At 69.0% G+C, this 15737-nt stretch carries 18 protein-coding genes; 12 read left to right on the forward strand and 6 right to left on the reverse strand.

Features of this window, described 5'->3' with window-relative positions; genetic code table 11:
• Positions 1-258: 258 nt before the first annotated feature.
• From ACFQ0E_RS06580 to ACFQ0E_RS06590, 3 genes are all read left to right on the forward strand, one after another.
• Positions 259-1233, forward strand: a complete 975-nt coding sequence (locus ACFQ0E_RS06580; protein WP_386822874.1) for an aldo/keto reductase — start codon at positions 259-261, stop codon at positions 1231-1233.
• A 99-nt stretch (positions 1234-1332) separates the two neighbouring features.
• Complete coding sequence (gene hemP, locus ACFQ0E_RS06585; protein ID WP_386822875.1) at positions 1333-1527, forward strand: hemin uptake protein HemP; 195 nt, start codon at positions 1333-1335, stop codon at positions 1525-1527.
• A gap of 119 nt (positions 1528-1646) precedes the next feature.
• Positions 1647-2246 carry a Hemin transport protein gene (locus ACFQ0E_RS06590; RefSeq protein ID WP_386822876.1) on the forward strand — a complete coding sequence of 200 codons (600 nt, stop codon included), beginning with the start codon at positions 1647-1649 and terminating at the stop codon, positions 2244-2246.
• Positions 2247-2325: 79 nt separating this feature from the next.
• Here the strand turns inward: ACFQ0E_RS06590 and ACFQ0E_RS06595 are convergent, their stop codons facing one another.
• The 3 genes from ACFQ0E_RS06595 to ACFQ0E_RS06605 form a co-directional block, all read right to left on the reverse strand.
• The gene (locus tag ACFQ0E_RS06595) at positions 2326-3654 is read right to left on the reverse strand and encodes a PDZ domain-containing protein (RefSeq protein ID WP_386822877.1); all 1329 of its coding nucleotides are present in this window, start codon (positions 3652-3654) and stop codon (positions 2326-2328) included.
• Between the two features lie 110 nt (positions 3655-3764).
• Positions 3765-4601, reverse strand: coding sequence for a hypothetical protein (locus ACFQ0E_RS06600; RefSeq protein ID WP_386822878.1), 837 nt, complete (start codon positions 4599-4601; stop codon positions 3765-3767).
• On the reverse strand, positions 4594-5244 hold the full coding sequence (locus tag ACFQ0E_RS06605) for an RNA polymerase sigma factor (RefSeq protein WP_386822879.1): 651 nt from the start codon (positions 5242-5244) through the stop codon (positions 4594-4596). The genes ACFQ0E_RS06600 and ACFQ0E_RS06605 overlap by 8 nt, the downstream gene beginning before the upstream one ends.
• A gap of 113 nt (positions 5245-5357) precedes the next feature.
• Here ACFQ0E_RS06605 and ACFQ0E_RS06610 point away from each other — a divergent pair, with 113 nt between their 5' ends.
• The 7 genes from ACFQ0E_RS06610 to ACFQ0E_RS06640 all read left to right on the forward strand — a co-directional run bounded on the left by ACFQ0E_RS06610 (position 5358) and on the right by ACFQ0E_RS06640 (position 10424).
• Positions 5358-6308 carry an SPFH domain-containing protein gene (locus ACFQ0E_RS06610; protein ID WP_386822880.1) on the forward strand — a complete coding sequence of 317 codons (951 nt, stop codon included), beginning with the start codon at positions 5358-5360 and terminating at the stop codon, positions 6306-6308.
• A gap of 15 nt (positions 6309-6323) precedes the next feature.
• A complete protein-coding gene (locus tag ACFQ0E_RS06615) occupies positions 6324-6758 on the forward strand; it encodes an NfeD family protein (protein ID WP_386824064.1) in 435 nt (144 codons plus the stop codon).
• A gap of 22 nt (positions 6759-6780) precedes the next feature.
• The gene (locus ACFQ0E_RS06620) at positions 6781-7317 is read left to right on the forward strand and encodes a hypothetical protein (protein ID WP_386822881.1); all 537 of its coding nucleotides are present in this window, start codon (positions 6781-6783) and stop codon (positions 7315-7317) included.
• Between the two features lie 113 nt (positions 7318-7430).
• Positions 7431-8531: a glycine cleavage system aminomethyltransferase GcvT gene (gene gcvT, locus ACFQ0E_RS06625; protein WP_386822882.1), complete on the forward strand. Its 1101-nt coding sequence runs from the start codon at positions 7431-7433 to the stop codon at positions 8529-8531.
• 75 nt (positions 8532-8606) lie between these two features.
• Complete coding sequence (gene gcvH, locus ACFQ0E_RS06630; protein WP_386822883.1) at positions 8607-9002, forward strand: glycine cleavage system protein GcvH; 396 nt, start codon at positions 8607-8609, stop codon at positions 9000-9002.
• A gap of 84 nt (positions 9003-9086) precedes the next feature.
• Positions 9087-9536, forward strand: a complete 450-nt coding sequence (locus ACFQ0E_RS06635; protein WP_386822884.1) for a hypothetical protein — start codon at positions 9087-9089, stop codon at positions 9534-9536.
• Positions 9537-10097: 561 nt separating this feature from the next.
• Positions 10098-10424, forward strand: coding sequence for a hypothetical protein (locus ACFQ0E_RS06640; protein ID WP_386822885.1), 327 nt, complete (start codon positions 10098-10100; stop codon positions 10422-10424).
• Between the two features lie 193 nt (positions 10425-10617).
• On the opposite strand, the gene ACFQ0E_RS06645 is transcribed toward ACFQ0E_RS06640, so the two are convergent.
• Positions 10618-11961 carry a serine hydrolase domain-containing protein gene (locus ACFQ0E_RS06645; protein ID WP_386824066.1) on the reverse strand — a complete coding sequence of 448 codons (1344 nt, stop codon included), beginning with the start codon at positions 11959-11961 and terminating at the stop codon, positions 10618-10620.
• Between the two features lie 267 nt (positions 11962-12228).
• Between ACFQ0E_RS06645 and ACFQ0E_RS06650 the strand changes: the two genes are divergently transcribed.
• The gene (locus ACFQ0E_RS06650; protein ID WP_386822886.1) at positions 12229-12825 is read left to right on the forward strand and encodes a LemA family protein; all 597 of its coding nucleotides are present in this window, start codon (positions 12229-12231) and stop codon (positions 12823-12825) included.
• Positions 12826-12862: 37 nt separating this feature from the next.
• Positions 12863-14776: a M48 family metallopeptidase gene (locus tag ACFQ0E_RS06655; protein WP_386822887.1), complete on the forward strand. Its 1914-nt coding sequence runs from the start codon at positions 12863-12865 to the stop codon at positions 14774-14776.
• Between the two features lie 43 nt (positions 14777-14819).
• Here the strand turns inward: ACFQ0E_RS06655 and ACFQ0E_RS06660 are convergent, their stop codons facing one another.
• Positions 14820-15251, reverse strand: a complete 432-nt coding sequence (locus ACFQ0E_RS06660) for a zf-TFIIB domain-containing protein (protein ID WP_386822889.1) — start codon at positions 15249-15251, stop codon at positions 14820-14822.
• Positions 15252-15278: 27 nt separating this feature from the next.
• A complete protein-coding gene (locus ACFQ0E_RS06665) occupies positions 15279-15731 on the reverse strand; it encodes a GNAT family N-acetyltransferase (protein ID WP_386822890.1) in 453 nt (150 codons plus the stop codon).
• Positions 15732-15737 lie beyond the last annotated feature (6 nt).

Below are 15737 nucleotides of genomic sequence, written 5' to 3' on the forward strand. Positions count from 1 at the left end.
CGAAGGCAAACGCCGCGCAGCCCGGCCCGGGTGGCGCAACGTCTGCCTTCGGTCTTGCCCGATGCGCCGCCTCGACGGTGCATGCTTCCGCGCCACGGCCTGCCGGCCAAGTCTGTTGACGCGGAACCCGGTGCGAAGGCGCTCGAACAGAGCGTGCGCCGCAGCCGGTGGGCTACTCCCCGGAGGAAGAGTGGCGGCATTCTATACGAATCGCCCGGGTACACTGGCGCTCCCCCGTCGCACTCCATGGATGTCCCGATGCTCTACCGTCGCCTTGGCTCCACCGGCCTGCAGGTGTCCGCCCTGTCCTTCGGCGCCTGGATCACCTTCGGCCAGCAGATCGGGCGCGGCACCGCGCGCGACCTTATCGCTGCGGCGTGGGACCACGGCATCAACTTCTTCGACAACGCCGAGGGCTACGCCAACGGCGAAGCCGAACGGGTGATGGGCGACGTGATCGCCGACCTGCGCCTGCCGCGCGACGGCTACGCGGTGTCGAGCAAGGTGATGTTCGGTTCTGCGAAGGATCCCGGGCCGATGCAGAAAGGCCTGTCGCGCAAGCACGTGCGCGATGCCTGCGACGCCGCGCTGAAGCGCCTGCGCGTGGACTATCTCGATCTGTACTTCTGCCATCGCCCCGACCCGGATACGCCGATCGAGGAGACGGTGTGGGCGATGGACGTGCTGATCCGCCAGGGCAAGGTGCTGTACTGGGGCACGTCGGAGTGGTCGGCGGCGCAGATCCGCGAAGCGACCAAGATCGCGCGCCAGCACGGCCTGCATGCGCCGTCGATGGAGCAGCCGCAGTACAACCTGCTGCATCGCGACCGCGTCGAACTCGAATACGCGCCGCTCTACGGCGAACTCGGCCTGGGCACGACGACCTGGTCGCCGCTGGGCTCGGGCCTGCTCACCGGCAAGTACAACGATGACGTTCCCGGCGATGCGCGCCTCGGCCTGGAAGGGCAGGGCTGGCTTCAGCGGATGGTGCTGGACGCCGAGAACGGCCGTCGCCGCGAGCGCGCGCGGCGCTACGTCGCGCTGGCCGCCGAAGCCGGCCTGCCGCCGGCGCCGCTTGCGATCGCCTGGTGCCTCCGCAACCCGCACGTGTCGACGGTCATCCTGGGCGCCAGCCGCGTCGAGCAGCTGCTGCAGAACCTCGAAGCGCTGGATCTTGCCGAACGCGTCGACGACGCCCTGTGGCGGCGCATCGAGGCGGCAACGGCGGCCTGAGCCGGGCGCGGTCCGCTTGCCCACCCTGTCTGCGCGGACGGGTTGACGTGCAAATGATAATCGTTATCATTTGATCATCTCGCCTGGGATGGTCAACGGATGAATGCGCGACTGAACTCCCCCGATCTTCCGGTCGTCGCCGCGACGACCGCCGAACCTGCCGCCTCTTCCGCGATGCCGGTGCTCGACAGCCGCCTGCTGCTCAACGGTGGCCGCGAGGTGCTGATCCGCCACGGCGACGAGTGCTATCGCCTGCGCCACACCCGCAACGACAAGCTGATCCTCACGAAGTAATCCGCAGGCGGTGCGATGCGATCGTCGCCCGACTGCCTTCTCTCTCCTCCAGGCACGCGAGCCACCCGGGCCCTGCCCGACGCCAGCCGCCTTGTGTCGTTCACGAACACGAGTCCGCCATGCGTCCCACTCGCACGTCTTCCTGCACGAACGCGCTGCCCACGCCCGAGGCTCTCGCCGCGCTGGGCACGGTGCTGTGCGTGTACCGCAGCCGTTGCGGCGATGGGCTGGGCGGCGAACTCGGCGGCTGGCAGCAGGCGGTGCGCGCCGAAGCGTGGTGCGGCATCGACAGCGACGGCTGGCAGGAATGCCTGCAGTTCCGCGATCGATCCGGCGACTGCTGCTGGCGGCTGTACCTGCTGCCGGACAGCGATTTCCTCGCCTGGGAACGCCTGCAGCAGGCGCTGCCGCGCGTGGACGCGCCGCATGCGGCCTGCCGCGACTGCGGTCTCGGCCGCGACGACGGCGTCGCCGGTCGATTGTGGCGGCGCCTGTCGCTGCATCTCGGCGGCGAGCGCTGGCAGCTGAGCGCGCTCCGCCTGCATGCGCTGGCCTCGCCGCAGGGCGGGCCGAGCACCACGCTGGCCGCCAGTCTCGCGGCGCTCTCGCCGCTCGGCACCGACATGCTGCAGCGCATCGCGCGCCTGGAGGACATCGACCTCGGCGCGCGCTTCGAAGACGTCGCCGCAATGCCCTGGCGGGTCGCGACTGCGCATTGAATCCGTTCGGCGCCTGCCGCTTTCGCCTTCCCCCGTGGGCGGGGGAAGGTCGGGATGGGGCGGCTTTCCGCCCGGAACCTCACTCGGCCTTGTCGTCGGCCTTGTCGCCATCCTGGAACGTGGTGACCTTGCCGTCCTTGTCGACCATCATCACGTGGCGCTGCACGCGCGCGCCGGGCATCGCGCGCAGGGCATCGATGTCCAGGTCGATCGCACCGATATCGATGGCACCGACATCGACGGCACCGAACGCCGGCAGGCGCGCCTGATCCGGCACCTTGATCTTCGCGCTGCCCGGCGCGCGGTCACGCAGGTAGTCCACGGGGACTGTGCTGTCCGCCGGCTTGCCGCGCAGCGCATCCATCACCTCGCGCGGCGTCGCTACCGCCTTGCCGTCGACGCGCAGGATCACGTCGCCCGGCTGCAGCGTGTCCAGCACCGGCCCGGCGCTGAGCACCAGCACGCCCTTGTCGGTGCCGAAATAGCGACCCAGCTGCGCATCGACCGAGGCCAGGTTCAGGCCGCTCCAGCGGAAGGCTTCGGCGAGCAGGTGGCCGCCCTTGCAGTCCTCGCCCGGTTTGCACGGCGCACCGACGGAGATGCTGCGGATCTCGCGCGTGCCGCCGTCTGCGCCGAGCCGCGTCGCGCAGTCGCCCTTGCCGTCCTTGCATTCGATGCGGATGACGCGGCGTTCGATGTTCGGCCCCGCTTCGTCGCCGTGGGCGAAGGCGAACACCTGCGATGTGCCGGCCTTGCCCGCTCGCTCGGCAAACCCGGGGAGATCGATGGTCTCGCCATCGATGTCGAGCTTGCCGTCGCCGATGCGGCGGATCACCACGCGCTCGCCCGGTTGCTTGCCGTCGCTGGAGAACACCATGACCCGCGCGTCGCGTTTCGGCGTGACGCTGACCTCCTGCTCCCGGCCGTCGCGTGCGAAGGTCAGCTTGACCGGCGTCTTTTCGTCCAGGTCCTGCAGCAGCGCACGCGCGCCGTCGACACGCGCCTCTGCGCTGTCGCCGTTGATGGCCTTGCCGTTGACGCGCAGCAGGCGGTCGCCGCTGCGCAGGCCGGCATTTGCGGCGGCACCGCCGGGCGTGACGCCGCTGATGCGCACGCCGCCCTGCGGCTCGGGTGCGAGCAGGACGCCGACGACCGGGCGGCTGGGCGCGAAGGTCTCCATGTCGAAGCCTGCACCGCCGAAGCCCGCACCGCCGTAGCGGCTGGACAGCTCGGCGAGTCGTTTTGCGGCTCGCTGCAGTTCGTCGCGCGCGGCGTCGAGTTCCTTGCGCTGCTCGGGCGTGGGGCCCGCCGGTTTCGCGCCGGTCGTCGATTGCGCCGAGGCCGCGAAGGCGGGCGCCAGCATGCAGGCGAGGGCGAGGGTGGTGAGCGATGTGCGGAGCGTGGTCATGCGAACCTCGGGGTTGGATGTGCGGAACGGTGCGTCGATTGGGTGGTGTCGATCGGCAGGAAGAGATCGACGAGATCGGCGAGATGGGTGATGTCGGTGATGGCGGCGGCTCAATCCACGCGCACCAGTGCGCCGTCGAGCGCATCGCCTTCCGCAGCGAGCAGTCGCAGCTGGCTTTCGAGCTCGGCGGAGGTGCGCAGCAGGTCGACGCGCTCGCGCCACAGTGCGAGGCGCTGATCGGCATCGAGGCCCGACTGGGCGAGGCGGGCATCGACGGCGGCCAGTTCGGCATCCAGCGCACCGGCGAGGGACGCCGCCGGGCCGCTGCCGACGCGCGGATCGCGGGTCGCGGCGATCACCCGTTCCAGACGTGCGGATTCCTTGTAATACGGCTCGAGCGCCGCCTGCATCGATGCGCCGTCTTCATGATCGGATGCCATCCGCGCACGCGGCCAGGGCTTCGGCTGCGCTGCCGTGGCTCGCGCATCGGTAGCGACAGCTGTAACGGGTGCGCGTGCGATGCGAGCCGCGTTCGGCGGTACGGTCGATCGGGACGCCGATGTCGATGTGGCCGTGCGAGGCGGCGTGCGTGCGGGTGCCTCGCTGGCCGGCCCAACGGCAACGCGCTGCGGAGCGTTGGATGCCGGCGCGGCAGGTTCGACCGCAGGTGCGGCGGTGAAGGGCGAGCGCGACGGCGCGGGGTCGGTCGTCGGCCGCAGCCAGAACAGCGCGGGCAGCGCGGCGACCACGAGCACGGCCGCCCAGGCGGCGCGGCGCGGCCATGTCGGAGTCATGCCGGCCTGTTCGTCATGCCGGCCGTCGTCGTTGCGTGCGTCCAGTGCGGCTTCGATCGCCGGCCAGCGCGATGCCGGTGGTGTCTCCAGCGGCAGCGCCGCGAAGGCGTCGCCCCAGCCGGAGGGCGCGGTGTCTCGGGATGCGTCAGCCATGGGCGGCCTCGCGAGTGGAGGCCGGCAGCGCGCAGCCGCCGGCGGGTTCGAGCAGTTCGCGCAGGCGTTTCGTGCCGCGCGACAGTTGTGATTTCGAGAAACTCGGCGTGCGCGCCATCAGCAACGCGATCTCTTCGTGCGTGTAGCCCTCGGCGTGATACAGCCAGAGCACCGAGCGGGTGACCGCCGGCAGCCGGTCCAGCGCGCGCTGCAGGGTCGCGGCATCGGCGGCAGCCGGTGGTGGCGGGCTGCGTTCGTCGATCAGCTCGCCTGCGGTGTCGTGACTGTCCGGCAGCGGCAGGATGTCGTCGTGGCGTTTGTTGCGGCGCAGCGACATCAGCGCCTCGTTGACCGCGATCTGCCGCAGCCAGCCCCAGAACGGACTGGCCTCGGTGCCCTCCTGTCGTGGGCCGCCCGTGCCGCGAAAATCGCCGATGCGATGGAACACCTTGAGCATGGTGTCCTGCAGCACGTCGGCAGCCTGTTCGCGCTCGCCGCAGACGCGCAGCGCCAGGGTGAACACCGGCCGCTCGAACCAGCGGTAGACCTGCTCGAACGCCGCGCGCTCGCCGCCGCGCAGCCGGACGAGCAGGCTGTCGGGCACCTCGATGGCGAAGCTGGAGCGGGCGGCGGAAGGGCTCATCTCATGGTCTGGATGCGCCGGAACGGAAAAGGGTCGCAGGCGGTCGCGGGGGCGCCGTGGTCCCGCCACGGTCCGGGCCTATACTGACCCCATTCCAGCAGGGAGGGTTCCAGATGGGTCAGTTCCTCGCAGTCGTCCTCGTCATCGTCGGCGTCATCATCTTCTTCAAGGCCGTGCGCATGGTGCCGCAGGGCTACGAATGGACGGTCGAACGCTTCGGCAAGTACACCCGCACGCTCAGTCCGGGCCTGCATTTCCTGATCCCGATCTTTTACGGCGTGGGCCGCAAGATCAACATGATGGAACAGGTGATGGACGTCCCCAGCCAGGACGTGATCACCAAGGACAACGCGGTGGTCAAGGTCGACGGCGTGGTCTATTTCCAGGTGCTCGACGCCGCCAAGGCCGCGTACGAGGTCGCCCAGCTCGAAGTGGCGATCCTCAACCTGGTGATGACCAACATCCGCACCGCCATCGGCTCGATGGACCTGGACGAATCGCTGTCGAAGCGCGACGAGATCAACAGCCGCGTGCTGGCCGCCGTCGACCACGCCACCCACCCGTGGGGATTGAAGGTCAACCGCATCGAGCTGAAGGACATCCAGCCGCCGCGCGACCTGATCGCCTCGATGCAGCAGCAGAAGATGGCCGAGCAGAACAAGCGCGCCGCCGTGCTCGAAGCAGAGGGCGTGCGCCAGTCGGCAATCCTCCGCGCCGAAGGCGAGAAACAGGCATCGGTGCTGGAAGCCGAAGGCCGGCGCGAAGCCTCGTTCCGCGATGCCGAGGCCCGCGAACGCCTCGCCGAAGCCGAAGCGAAGGCGACGCAGATGGTGTCCGACGCCATCGCCAGCGGCAACGTCAACGCCATCAACTACTTCATCGCGCAGAAGTATATCGAAGCCTTCAAGGCGCTGGCCGAGGCGCCGAACCAGAAGTTCGTCATGCTGCCGATGGAATCCGCCGGCATCCTCGGCTCGCTCGCCGGCATCACCGAACTGGCGAAGGAAGCGCTGAGCCACCAGCAGTCCGGCGGCAAGCCGCCGTCGATGCCGCGCGGAGGCTGAGGGATGGACCTGGACCTGCGTTTCGACGTCGCCGCGTGGGCGGTGTTCGCCCTGGTGCTGTTCGGCCTGGAAGTGCTGGCGCCGGGCGCATTCATGCTCTGGCTCGCGTTCGCTGCCAGCGCGGTGATGATCGTGGTCTGGTTGATCCCCGGCCTGAGTTTCCTGCTCCAGGCGATCCTGTTCGTGGTACTCGGCCTGGTGTCGATCCAGGTCTACCGCACCTGGTTCCGCAGGGACGAGCCCGAGAGCGATCAACCCGCGCTCAATCGTCGCGCCGCGCAGCTGATCGGCCAGATCGTGCCGCTGGTGTCGCCGATCGAACGCGGCACTGGCCGCGTGCAGATCGCCGATGCTTACTGGACCGTCCGCGGTCCCGACCTCCCGGCCGGCGCCAGCGTGCGCATCGTCGGCGCCGACGGCATGACGCTGCAGGTGGAAGCGGTCGACTGATCCCCCTTGCCGGAGAACCGCCATGCCTTCGCTGTTGCCACGTGTCGTCATCGTTCTTGCCGCCATGCTCCTCCCGGCCTCGTCCATCGTCGCTGCCGAACGGATCGACGGCGCAAGCCTCGTCGGCAGGACGCTGCCGCCGTATCCCGGCGGGCTGGACGAACTGCAGGGGAGCTGCATCGCCGGTGGGCCGGGCCTCGCGCATGTGTGCGATCACTCGATCGCCGTGCTCGGGCATCGGTTGTCCGACGCCGAACGCTCGTCTGTCCCGCAGTGGATCGTGGCGTCCCGCAACATCGACAGCGGAGCCACGCAGGCGCGCTGGGAGGTGACCGATGCGGTCGCCGTGCCGAAGCCGCGCGCGGGCTATGACCTCCATATCGGCACGTGCCGGATCGACGGCGTGGATGCGCCTGGCGTCATTGCTTCCGTCCGTCACCGGGACGACGAGATCTCCCGCGACGTGCGCTGGGCGCGGCGATACGACCTCGCGACGGGCAGGCTGGTCGCCGTGGCGCCCGGGAAGGTCGACTGCATCAACGAGGGCTTCGGTCTCTGACCTGATGGGGCGCCACCATGCGCCCCCGTCTTGTGACCAATCGTCATGAGCCCGCACAGGGGCTGGCCCGCTCTGGGATAATGCCGACCCCTCCCCACATCCCGGCAACGCGCATGACCCAGAAGACCGTTCTCAACGACGCCCACCGCGCCCTCGGCGCGAAGATGGTCGACTTCGGCGGCTGGGACATGCCGATCAGCTACGGCTCGCAGATCGACGAGCACCACCAGGTCCGTCGCGACGCCGGCATGTTCGACGTCTCGCACATGACCGTGGTCGACCTGCGCGGCGACCAGACCCGCGCCTTCCTCCGCACGCTCGTCGCCAACTCGGTCGACAAGCTGCAGAAGCCCGGCAAGGCGCTCTACACCTGCATGCTCAACGCCGACGGCGGCGTCATTGACGACCTGATCGTCTATTTCCTCGCCGAGGACTTCTTCCGCCTCGTCGTCAACGCCGCCACCCGCGAGAAGGACCTGGCGTGGATCAACGCCCAGGCCGCGCCGTTCGACGTGAGCGTCACCGAGCGTCCCGAACTGGCGATGATCGCGGTGCAGGGTCCGAACGCGCGCGACAAGGTCATCGGCCTGCTCTCCGCCGACACCGCGCCGGCCGCGCGCAAGATCGGCAAGTTCGTCGCCACCGAGGCGGTGACGCAGGACGGCGTGCCGCTGTTCGTCGCCCGCACCGGCTACACCGGCGAGGACGGTTTCGAGATCGTCGTCGCGCAGGAGCATGCCGTCGCGCTGTGGGATGCGCTGCTCGCCGTGGGCGTGAAGCCGGCCGGCCTCGGCGCGCGCGACACGCTGCGCCTGGAAGCGGGCATGAACCTCTACGGCCAGGACATGGACGAGACCGTGTCGCCGTACGAGGCCGCGCTGGCCTGGACCGTCTCGCTCGACGAAGGCCGGGCGTTCACCGGCCGCGCCGCGCTCGAAGCGCAGAAGGCCGCCGGCGTGCCGCGCCAGATGGTCGGCCTGGTGATGGACGAGAAGGGCGTGCTGCGCCACGGCCAGACCGTGCTCACCGCCGCCGGCAACGGCGAGATCCTCTCCGGCACCTTCTCGCCGACGCTCGGCAAGGCCATCGCCTTCGCCCGCGTGCCGGCCGGTGAACTCGGCGACGTGCGCGTCGACATCCGCGGCCGCGAAGTGCCGGTGCGCGTCGTGAAATTTCCGTTCGTCCGCGACGGCAAGGCGCAGGAAAGTGTTTGACCGCCGCCGCCGCGCTTCTACACTAATCCCATTCCCCATCCCCACTACTTCCACTACCCCCTGCGGAGCCCCCCGATGAGCGAGATCCCCGGCGACCTGAAATTCATGAAGTCCCACGAATGGGCCCGCGTCGAAGGCGACGGCAAGATCACCGTCGGCATTTCCGACCACGCCCAGGGCCTGCTCGGCGACCTGGTCTATGTCGAGCTGCCGAACGTCGGCGATCGCGTCGAAGCCGGCAACGCCTGCGCCGTCGTCGAGTCGGTGAAGGCCGCCTCCGACGTCTACGCCCCGGTCAGCGGCACCGTCGTCGCCGTCAACGCGGCGCTGGCCGACAAGCCCGAAACGATCAACGAAGACGCCTACGGCGAAGGCTGGCTCTACGTCCTCGAGGCCGAGGAACCCGACCAGCTCAACGAACTGCTCGGCCCGGACGACTACGCCGAGCTGCTCGAAGACGACGAGCACTGATCGCATCGCGACATCGCGCCCGACCTGGCGCAACCAGAAGCCGTCCGCGGAAACGCGGGCGGCTTCTTCGTTTCCGGCAGACGGATGCGTCGCGCATCGTGCCGTTCGTCGGTCGCCGATGCCGCCGACGATCGCTGCTGCGCACCACCGATCGTCGACGCGGTGGGCGATGCGAACGTCGCGACACGGTGTCGGCACGGCGACGCCATGCCGATCATGGCGTGCATCGATCGTGCATCGCGGATGCCTCCGGTCGTACCGATTCGTCGCCCGGTTCGTTGCCCGAACATGTGCGTCGTCGTCGCTCCGGCATGCGTCGATCGCCGTCGCACGCTGCCGAACGGCTCGCGCAATTTCGCGCAATCGGGGTTGTGCGGCGCCGAAAAGCGACCGCTCGACGAAAAAAAATGCAGCCGCCGTTCACCACCGTTCCGTCGCGCCCCGGCATGCCCGCCGTGCCGTCGCCGCCGCCTGTGTTCTTCCGTCGATGTTTCCCGCGTGAAACACGAAACCGCTGAAAAAAAGATGTTTTGATCCGAAGGAACAGACGCATGCGCACGGCGTGCGCATCCGTGCCGATACGCGCAGGCGCGCGCCGCAGGTCGGGTGCGACGCGAACAGCGCGCGCGCTCGCGCGGATTTCCCGGTGCGGGGTGTTGACAGTTGAAAAAACCGTGATTAGGTTTCGCCCCAAGTGTCGTCATTGCAGAAGCGAGTGAGTCCCCTCAAGACAACAACGCGAAGCACAATCCGATCTTCCGTCCGGGTCCGGGTTTCGAACGAAACCGGTCCGATGGAAACAGGCTTCGTCTCCTCTGCGAAAAACCAAGCTGCATCCGATCGACCACGATCGCATCGCCGAACCCGCGACCGAACCGGTCCCGGGTTTTCTCTTGCCCCGCACGGGATGGCGGCGGCGACACCGGCGTCGGCGACAGGTCTCTCTCATTACCCGGGCGCCGCAGGCGCGGACCCGGAAGGAATCCGTACCGGCTTGCCTTGTGCGCCGGCGGTGGGTGGCGGGTCCGACTCCCGCGATCCTGTTGTTGTCTGGGCGTGACCCAACGCAAGTCCACTGACGAGGAGAGCCATACCATGGCTGTTAAGAAAGCTGCCAAGAAAACCGCCAAGAAGGCGGCCAAGAAAACCGTGAAGAAGGCTGCCGCCAAGAAGGCCGTCCGCAAGACCGCCAAGAAGGCCGCCAAGAAGGTCGCGAAGAAGAAGGTCGCAAAGAAGGCCGTGAAGAAGACGGCGAAGAAGGCTGCCAAGAAGACCGCGAAGAAGGCCGCCAAGAAGGCGACCAAGAAGACTGCCAAGAAGACTGCAAAGAAGGCCACCAAGAAGGCCGCCAAGAAGAAGGTTGTCAAGCGCGCCCGCAAGGCCGCTCCGGCTGCTCCGGCCGCTCCGGCGCCGATGATGTAAGCAACACCCCGATTAGCGGTACACCGAAACTCCCTCTCCGCGATAGCCCAGGCGGAGAGGGAGTTTTTTTATGCGCGGCGTCGGGAGACGTGCGCCTCCTGGTCGTTGTCGGTCCGCTGTGCATCCGTGGTCGCCGCAAAAGGAACGGCCGCGGATCGCTCCGCGGCCGTCGTGGTTTCGCTGGACCTGTGCTTCAGTGCGGCTTGGCGTTCGAGACCGACGCTTCCGATCCGCCGCTGCGCGTGTCGCTGTCCGGCAGCTTCGGCAGGCCCTGTACGTAGAGGCCCTCTTCGAGCGGTTCGGATTCGCCTTCGATCCAGGTCTGCGGCGTCACGCCGATGGCGCGGTCGAGGATGGTCGGCAGCAGGCCGGAGGGCGCGTTGCTGTTGGCGTTCCACATGATCGCGACGCCGAGGTCGCGCTCGGGCATCAGTGCGACCACGCCGCGATAGCCCTGCACCGCGCCGCCGTGGAAGACCACGCGATGGCCGGCGTAGTCGAAGATCCGCCAGCCCAGGCCGTAGCCTGCGGCGTTGAGGCGCTGGCGACGCCAGGACGATCCGCGCAGCTCGGCCGGGGTGTCGATCAGCGGGGCGTGCAGCGTGGCCAGCAGCGACGGCGGCAGCACGTCGGGGCGGTAGCCGTTGTGCGCCAGCAGCCACTGCGCCATGTCGGTGGCACTCGCGTTCACGCCGGCGGCCGGTGCGACGCGGTAGTACGTCGGTTTCGGGAACACCGGGCTCCAGCCGGCCTTGGCGCGCACGTGCGGCTTGGCCCAGCGCGGACTGCCGGTGATGCCGTCGAGGCCGTAGCTGGCGTCATGCATGCCCAGCGGCTTGAACAGGTTCCGCGACACCCAGTCCTCGAAGCGCAGGCCGCTCGCGCCCTGCACGACGTCGCCGACCAGACTGTAGGCGATGTTCTGGTACGCATAGCATTCGCCGGGCGCGCACTTCATCGGTGCATAGGCGATCTTCTGCACGAGCGACGCGTATTCCGCGTTGCGCTCCAGGTCGCGGTCGAACGCGTTCGAGGTAATGCCGACGCGGTGGCTCAGGACGTCGGCGAGGGTGAGCTGGTAGGCCGCGCGCGGTTCGGAGAACCGCAGCGACGGGTAGTAGTCGATCACCGAGCTGTCCCAGCGCAGGCGGCCGTTGCTCACGAGCATGCCGGCGGCGGTGGAGGCGAAGGATTTCGAGAGCGAGGCGAGTCGGAACACGGTATGCGCGTCGACGACTTCCGGCTGGTTCACGTCGGTGATGCCGTAGCCGCGCGCGCTGACGACGCGACCGCCCTGCACGATGGTCATCGCGAGCCCGGGCACCTTGCTGCTGTCGACCAGGCCCTGCGCGAGGCGTTCGAATTCGGCGACATCGAAGCCCTCGGCCAGCGGCGCGATGCGCAGCCCGGCGCCGGGATACATGCGGGCCATCGTCGCCTTCGGCGAATACACACCGTTCATGCCCGCGCTGCCCGCGTTCGGCTGCTGGCCGCCGTCCCAGTGCAGCGGCGTCTGCGCCGAGAGGCCTGCGGCCATCGGCAGCAGCAGGGCGATCAGGCCCGCCTTCGCGGCGACGACGCCACGGATGCGATGCGGCCTGCGCGTGGTCGGTCTGTGTCTGGCTTTCATCGTGCGCCCCCCCTGCGTATGCTTCGCCTGCGGGTCATGTCTGTAGCGGAAGTCGGGGCGCGTCTTCGGCGTAACCAACGGCGGCCCGGGCACGGGCCGGGCCGCGGGTCGCGGCTCGGCCTTCGGGCGATCATAGCGCCTGCACCGCGATTTGCATGAACAAGGGGAGCTTCGATGCTTATTTTGTTGATCCTGCTCGCAATTCTTGTCGTGCTGGCCTTGGCCGTCGTCGCCATCCACAACGGCCTGGTGACCGCCCGCAACGGATACAGGAACGCCTTCGCCCAGATCGACGTGCAGCTGCAGCGTCGCTTCGACCTGATCCCGAACCTGGTCGAGACCGCCAAGGGCTACCTGCAGCACGAGCGCGCGACCCTGGATGCCGTGGTCGCCGCGCGCGCCGCCGCCCAGTCCGGGCTTGCCGCCGCCAAGTCCCACCCCGGCGATCCCGAAGCCATGGCCCGGCTCGCCGCCGCGCAGGGCGAGCTGAATGCGGGGCTGGGCCGGCTGCTCGCCGTGGCCGAGGCCTACCCGGACCTCAAGGCCAACCAGAACATGATGCAGCTCACCGAGGAGCTGACCAGCACCGAGAACAAGGTCGCGTTCGCCCGGCAGGCCTTCAACGACGCGGTGATGGCCTACAACAACCGGCGTGAAGTCTTCCCGTCCAGCCTGGTCGCAGGCATGTTCGACTTCGTGCCCGCCGTGCAGCTGGCCATCCCGGCTGATCGCCTCGAAGCGGTACGCGAAGCGCCGAAGGTGCAGTTCTGAGCACGATGCAGGCGCTGGACCGGGCACGCTTCCGCCCATGAATTTCTTCGAACGCCAGGCCACCGCGCGCAGGGCCTCCTTCCGCCTCGTCCTGCTGTTCTCGTTCGCGGTGCTCGGCATCGTCTGCGCCATCGACCTGGTGGTGTGGATCGCCCTCGCGGGCAGCGATGTGCGCACGCCCGCGCAGATCGGCGCGGTCCTCGTCGCCGTGTCGGTGCTGACCGTGGCGGTGATCGGCCTGGGCTCGCTGTACCGTATCGCCAGCCTGCGCGGCGGCGGTGCGGCGATCGCGCTGCAGATGGGCGGCACACCGGTGCCGGAGCAGAGCCGTGATCCGCAGCTGCGCCGGCTGCGCAACGTGGTCGAGGAGATCTCGATCGCCTCCGGCGTGCCGATGCCGCAGCTGTACGTGCTGGAGCACGAGGCCGGCATCAACGCCTTCGCCGCCGGCTACACGCCCGCCGATGCCGCCGTCGCGGTCACGCGCGGTGCGCTGGAGCGCTTGAATCGCGACGAATTGCAGGGCGTGATCGCGCATGAGTTCAGTCATGTGCTCAACGGCGACATGCGCCTGAACATCCGCCTGATCGGCGTGCTGTTCGGCATCCTGATGATCGCGCTGATCGGCCGCAGGATCCTCGAACACGGCCGCTTCGGCGGACGCGGTCGCGATGCCGCGGCCGTGGTGGTCGCGGCGCTGGTCGCGATGGCGATCGGCTATCTCGGTCTGTTCTTCGGACGCATGATCAAGGCCGGTGTCAGCCGATCGCGCGAGCTGCTCGCTGATGCATCTGCCGTGCAGTTCACGCGGCAGACCACGGGCCTCGCCGGCGCGCTGAAGAAGATCGCGGGCCTGCACGAGGGCGCGAAGCTCGAACATGCCGGCGACGCCGAGGAAGTCAGCCACATGCTGTTCGGCGACGGCGTGGGCCTGCGCGGGCTGTTCGCGACGCATCCACCGCTGCTGCAGCGCATCCAGGCGCTGGAACCGGGCTTCGGCAGCGAACAGCTGGGCCAGCTGTCGCTACGCTGGCGCAGCGAACCGCCGCATGGCCTGGAGGAAGACCTGCGCCTGGGCCTGGCCGGTGCCGCGACCGGCGTGCTGCCGCCGACGCATGGCGCGATGCAGGTCGCCCCGGCGCTGGTCGCGGCGCAGGTCGCGCAGCCGCAGCCGGACGATTACCGTCGTGCCGACATCATCGCCGCGCAACTGCCCGAAGCGTTGCGTGCGCTGGCGGCGCAGCGCGAGGACGTGGTCACGCTGGTGCTCGCGCTGCTGCTCGACGCCGATGCATCCGTGCGCGACAGGCAGCATGCCGAGATCGCCGCGCGCCTGGGGCGCGATCGCGCGGTGATGGCGACGGCGTTGCGCGACGAGCATCTGGTCGACCTGCATCCGATGTTGCGCCTGCCGCTGGCCTCGCTGTGCTTTCCGGTGCTGTGCCGCAGGCCGCGGCCGGAGATGAGTCGCGTGCTGGATGCCATCCATGCCGCGGTCAACGCCGACGCCCGCGTCTCGGTGTTCGAGTACTGTCTCGGCACGCTGCTGAGGATGCAGGTCCGCGCATCGCTGGATCCCTCGCGGCAGCGGCAGTTCGGGCGTCGCCGCATCGCGGACGCCCGCCGCGAGATCGCGACCCTGCTCTCGGTGGTCGCGCGGGCCGGCCACGACGATGGCCAGGACGCGCAGCGTGCCTATCTCGCCGGCATGCAGCGCGTGCTGCCGCGCGACGACCTCGATTTGGTCGTACCGAGCGAGGGCGTGACGGCGCTGGAGCCGGTGTGGCCGGTGCTCGATGCGCTGGAACCGCACGCCAAGCAGCTGCTGGTCGAAGCGGTGACCGCGGCGGTCAGCCACGACGGCCGCATCGGCGTCGCCGAATCCGAACTGCTGCGCACCGTCTGCGCCGTCCTGCACTGTCCGCTGCCGCCGGTGCTGGAGCGGGGCTGATCGCCGCCGTTTTTCGTCCCCGAAAATGGCGTCGGCGATAACGTCAGTCCGCGAGCGCGGCCGAGACTTTCTTGAGCAGCTTGTCGAAGGCGCTGTCGTATTCGCTGTCGTCGACGAAGTCCTTGAATTCGCCCGCGTCGTAGAAACGGCCGTAGCAGAACTTGCAGCTTTCGAAGCGGATGTGCGGCTGGTGCGGATCGACCATGTGGACCAGCGGATAGTGTTCGCAGGCCGGGCAGAGCAGTCGGGTCGCGGCGGGCGCGGTCGGGTCGAAGTATTCGCCCTCGGCCGGCGCGGCGGGTTCGCCCAGGTCGATGCGTGCGGCATCCTCGCGCAGCTGTTCGTGCGCCATGATCTCGAACCACATGCCCCGGCAGCTTTCGCAGCGATGGACGACCGCTTCCTCGAAGCCTTCCAGCGCGTGCATGGCGGCGTGGCACTTCGGGCAGTGCATCGATGTGGTCGTGTCGGACATGGGCGTGGGGCTCGGGTCGTGCTCGGGTCAGTCGCCGAGCAGCTTCACGAAGCGCACGGCGCCCTCGGTGAAGCCGCAGGCGCGGTAGAAGGCATGGGCCTCGGTGCGGTGCCCGGCGCTGGTGACTTCCAGGCGGGCGGCGCCGCCGAGGCGGGCGCGGCGTTCGGCGTCGCGCAGCAGCAGGCGACCGACGCCCTGGCCCTGGGCATCCTCGGCCACCACCAGGGCGGTGACCCGGCAGGTGGTGGTGCCCAGCGGCAGGTAGTACATGAAGTCGAGGGCGAGCAGGCCGCAGGCGACGCCACGGCTGCGGGCCAGGATCAGGGCCTGGCGGTCGTTGTGCTGGACGGTGCTGATGCGCTCGGCGGCGTCGTCGGGCTCGCAGGGGTAGCCAAGCTGCGTGAGCAGCGCCGCCACGTCCCCGGCATCGCCGGGGATAGCACCGCGGAGGTCGATGTCCTCCGGCGGCGGGCCGGGCATGGCGGG

It is taken from the genome of Lysobacter brunescens (genome assembly GCF_042677005.1).
Lineage (GTDB): Bacteria > Pseudomonadota > Gammaproteobacteria > Xanthomonadales > Xanthomonadaceae > Lysobacter_I > Lysobacter_I brunescens.

Excerpts from the sequence above, each read along its gene's own strand:
- ACFQ0E_RS06620 (WP_386822881.1), top strand. The coding sequence starts at position 6,781 with ATGCCTTCGCTGTTGCCACGTGTCGTCATCGTTCTTGCCGCCATGCTC.
- ACFQ0E_RS06660 (WP_386822889.1), bottom strand. The coding sequence starts at position 15,251 with ATGTCCGACACGACCACATCGATGCACTGCCCGAAGTGCCACGCCGCC.
- gcvH (WP_386822883.1), top strand. The coding sequence starts at position 8,607 with ATGAGCGAGATCCCCGGCGACCTGAAATTCATGAAGTCCCACGAATGG.
- gcvT (WP_386822882.1), top strand. The coding sequence starts at position 7,431 with ATGACCCAGAAGACCGTTCTCAACGACGCCCACCGCGCCCTCGGCGCG.
- ACFQ0E_RS06665 (WP_386822890.1), bottom strand. The coding sequence starts at position 15,731 with ATGCCCGGCCCGCCGCCGGAGGACATCGACCTCCGCGGTGCTATCCCC.
- ACFQ0E_RS06580 (WP_386822874.1), top strand. The coding sequence starts at position 259 with ATGCTCTACCGTCGCCTTGGCTCCACCGGCCTGCAGGTGTCCGCCCTG.
- ACFQ0E_RS06635 (WP_386822884.1), top strand. The coding sequence starts at position 9,087 with ATGCGTCGCGCATCGTGCCGTTCGTCGGTCGCCGATGCCGCCGACGAT.
- ACFQ0E_RS06605 (WP_386822879.1), bottom strand. The coding sequence starts at position 5,244 with ATGAGCCCTTCCGCCGCCCGCTCCAGCTTCGCCATCGAGGTGCCCGAC.
- ACFQ0E_RS06640 (WP_386822885.1), top strand. The coding sequence starts at position 10,098 with ATGGCTGTTAAGAAAGCTGCCAAGAAAACCGCCAAGAAGGCGGCCAAG.
- ACFQ0E_RS06600 (WP_386822878.1), bottom strand. The coding sequence starts at position 4,601 with ATGGCTGACGCATCCCGAGACACCGCGCCCTCCGGCTGGGGCGACGCC.
- ACFQ0E_RS06610 (WP_386822880.1), top strand. The coding sequence starts at position 5,358 with ATGGGTCAGTTCCTCGCAGTCGTCCTCGTCATCGTCGGCGTCATCATC.
- ACFQ0E_RS06655 (WP_386822887.1), top strand. The coding sequence starts at position 12,863 with ATGAATTTCTTCGAACGCCAGGCCACCGCGCGCAGGGCCTCCTTCCGC.
- ACFQ0E_RS06645 (WP_386824066.1), bottom strand. The coding sequence starts at position 11,961 with ATGGCCGCAGGCCTCTCGGCGCAGACGCCGCTGCACTGGGACGGCGGC.
- ACFQ0E_RS06590 (WP_386822876.1), top strand. The coding sequence starts at position 1,647 with ATGCGTCCCACTCGCACGTCTTCCTGCACGAACGCGCTGCCCACGCCC.
- ACFQ0E_RS06595 (WP_386822877.1), bottom strand. The coding sequence starts at position 3,654 with ATGACCACGCTCCGCACATCGCTCACCACCCTCGCCCTCGCCTGCATG.
- hemP (WP_386822875.1), top strand. The coding sequence starts at position 1,333 with ATGAATGCGCGACTGAACTCCCCCGATCTTCCGGTCGTCGCCGCGACG.
- ACFQ0E_RS06650 (WP_386822886.1), top strand. The coding sequence starts at position 12,229 with ATGCTTATTTTGTTGATCCTGCTCGCAATTCTTGTCGTGCTGGCCTTG.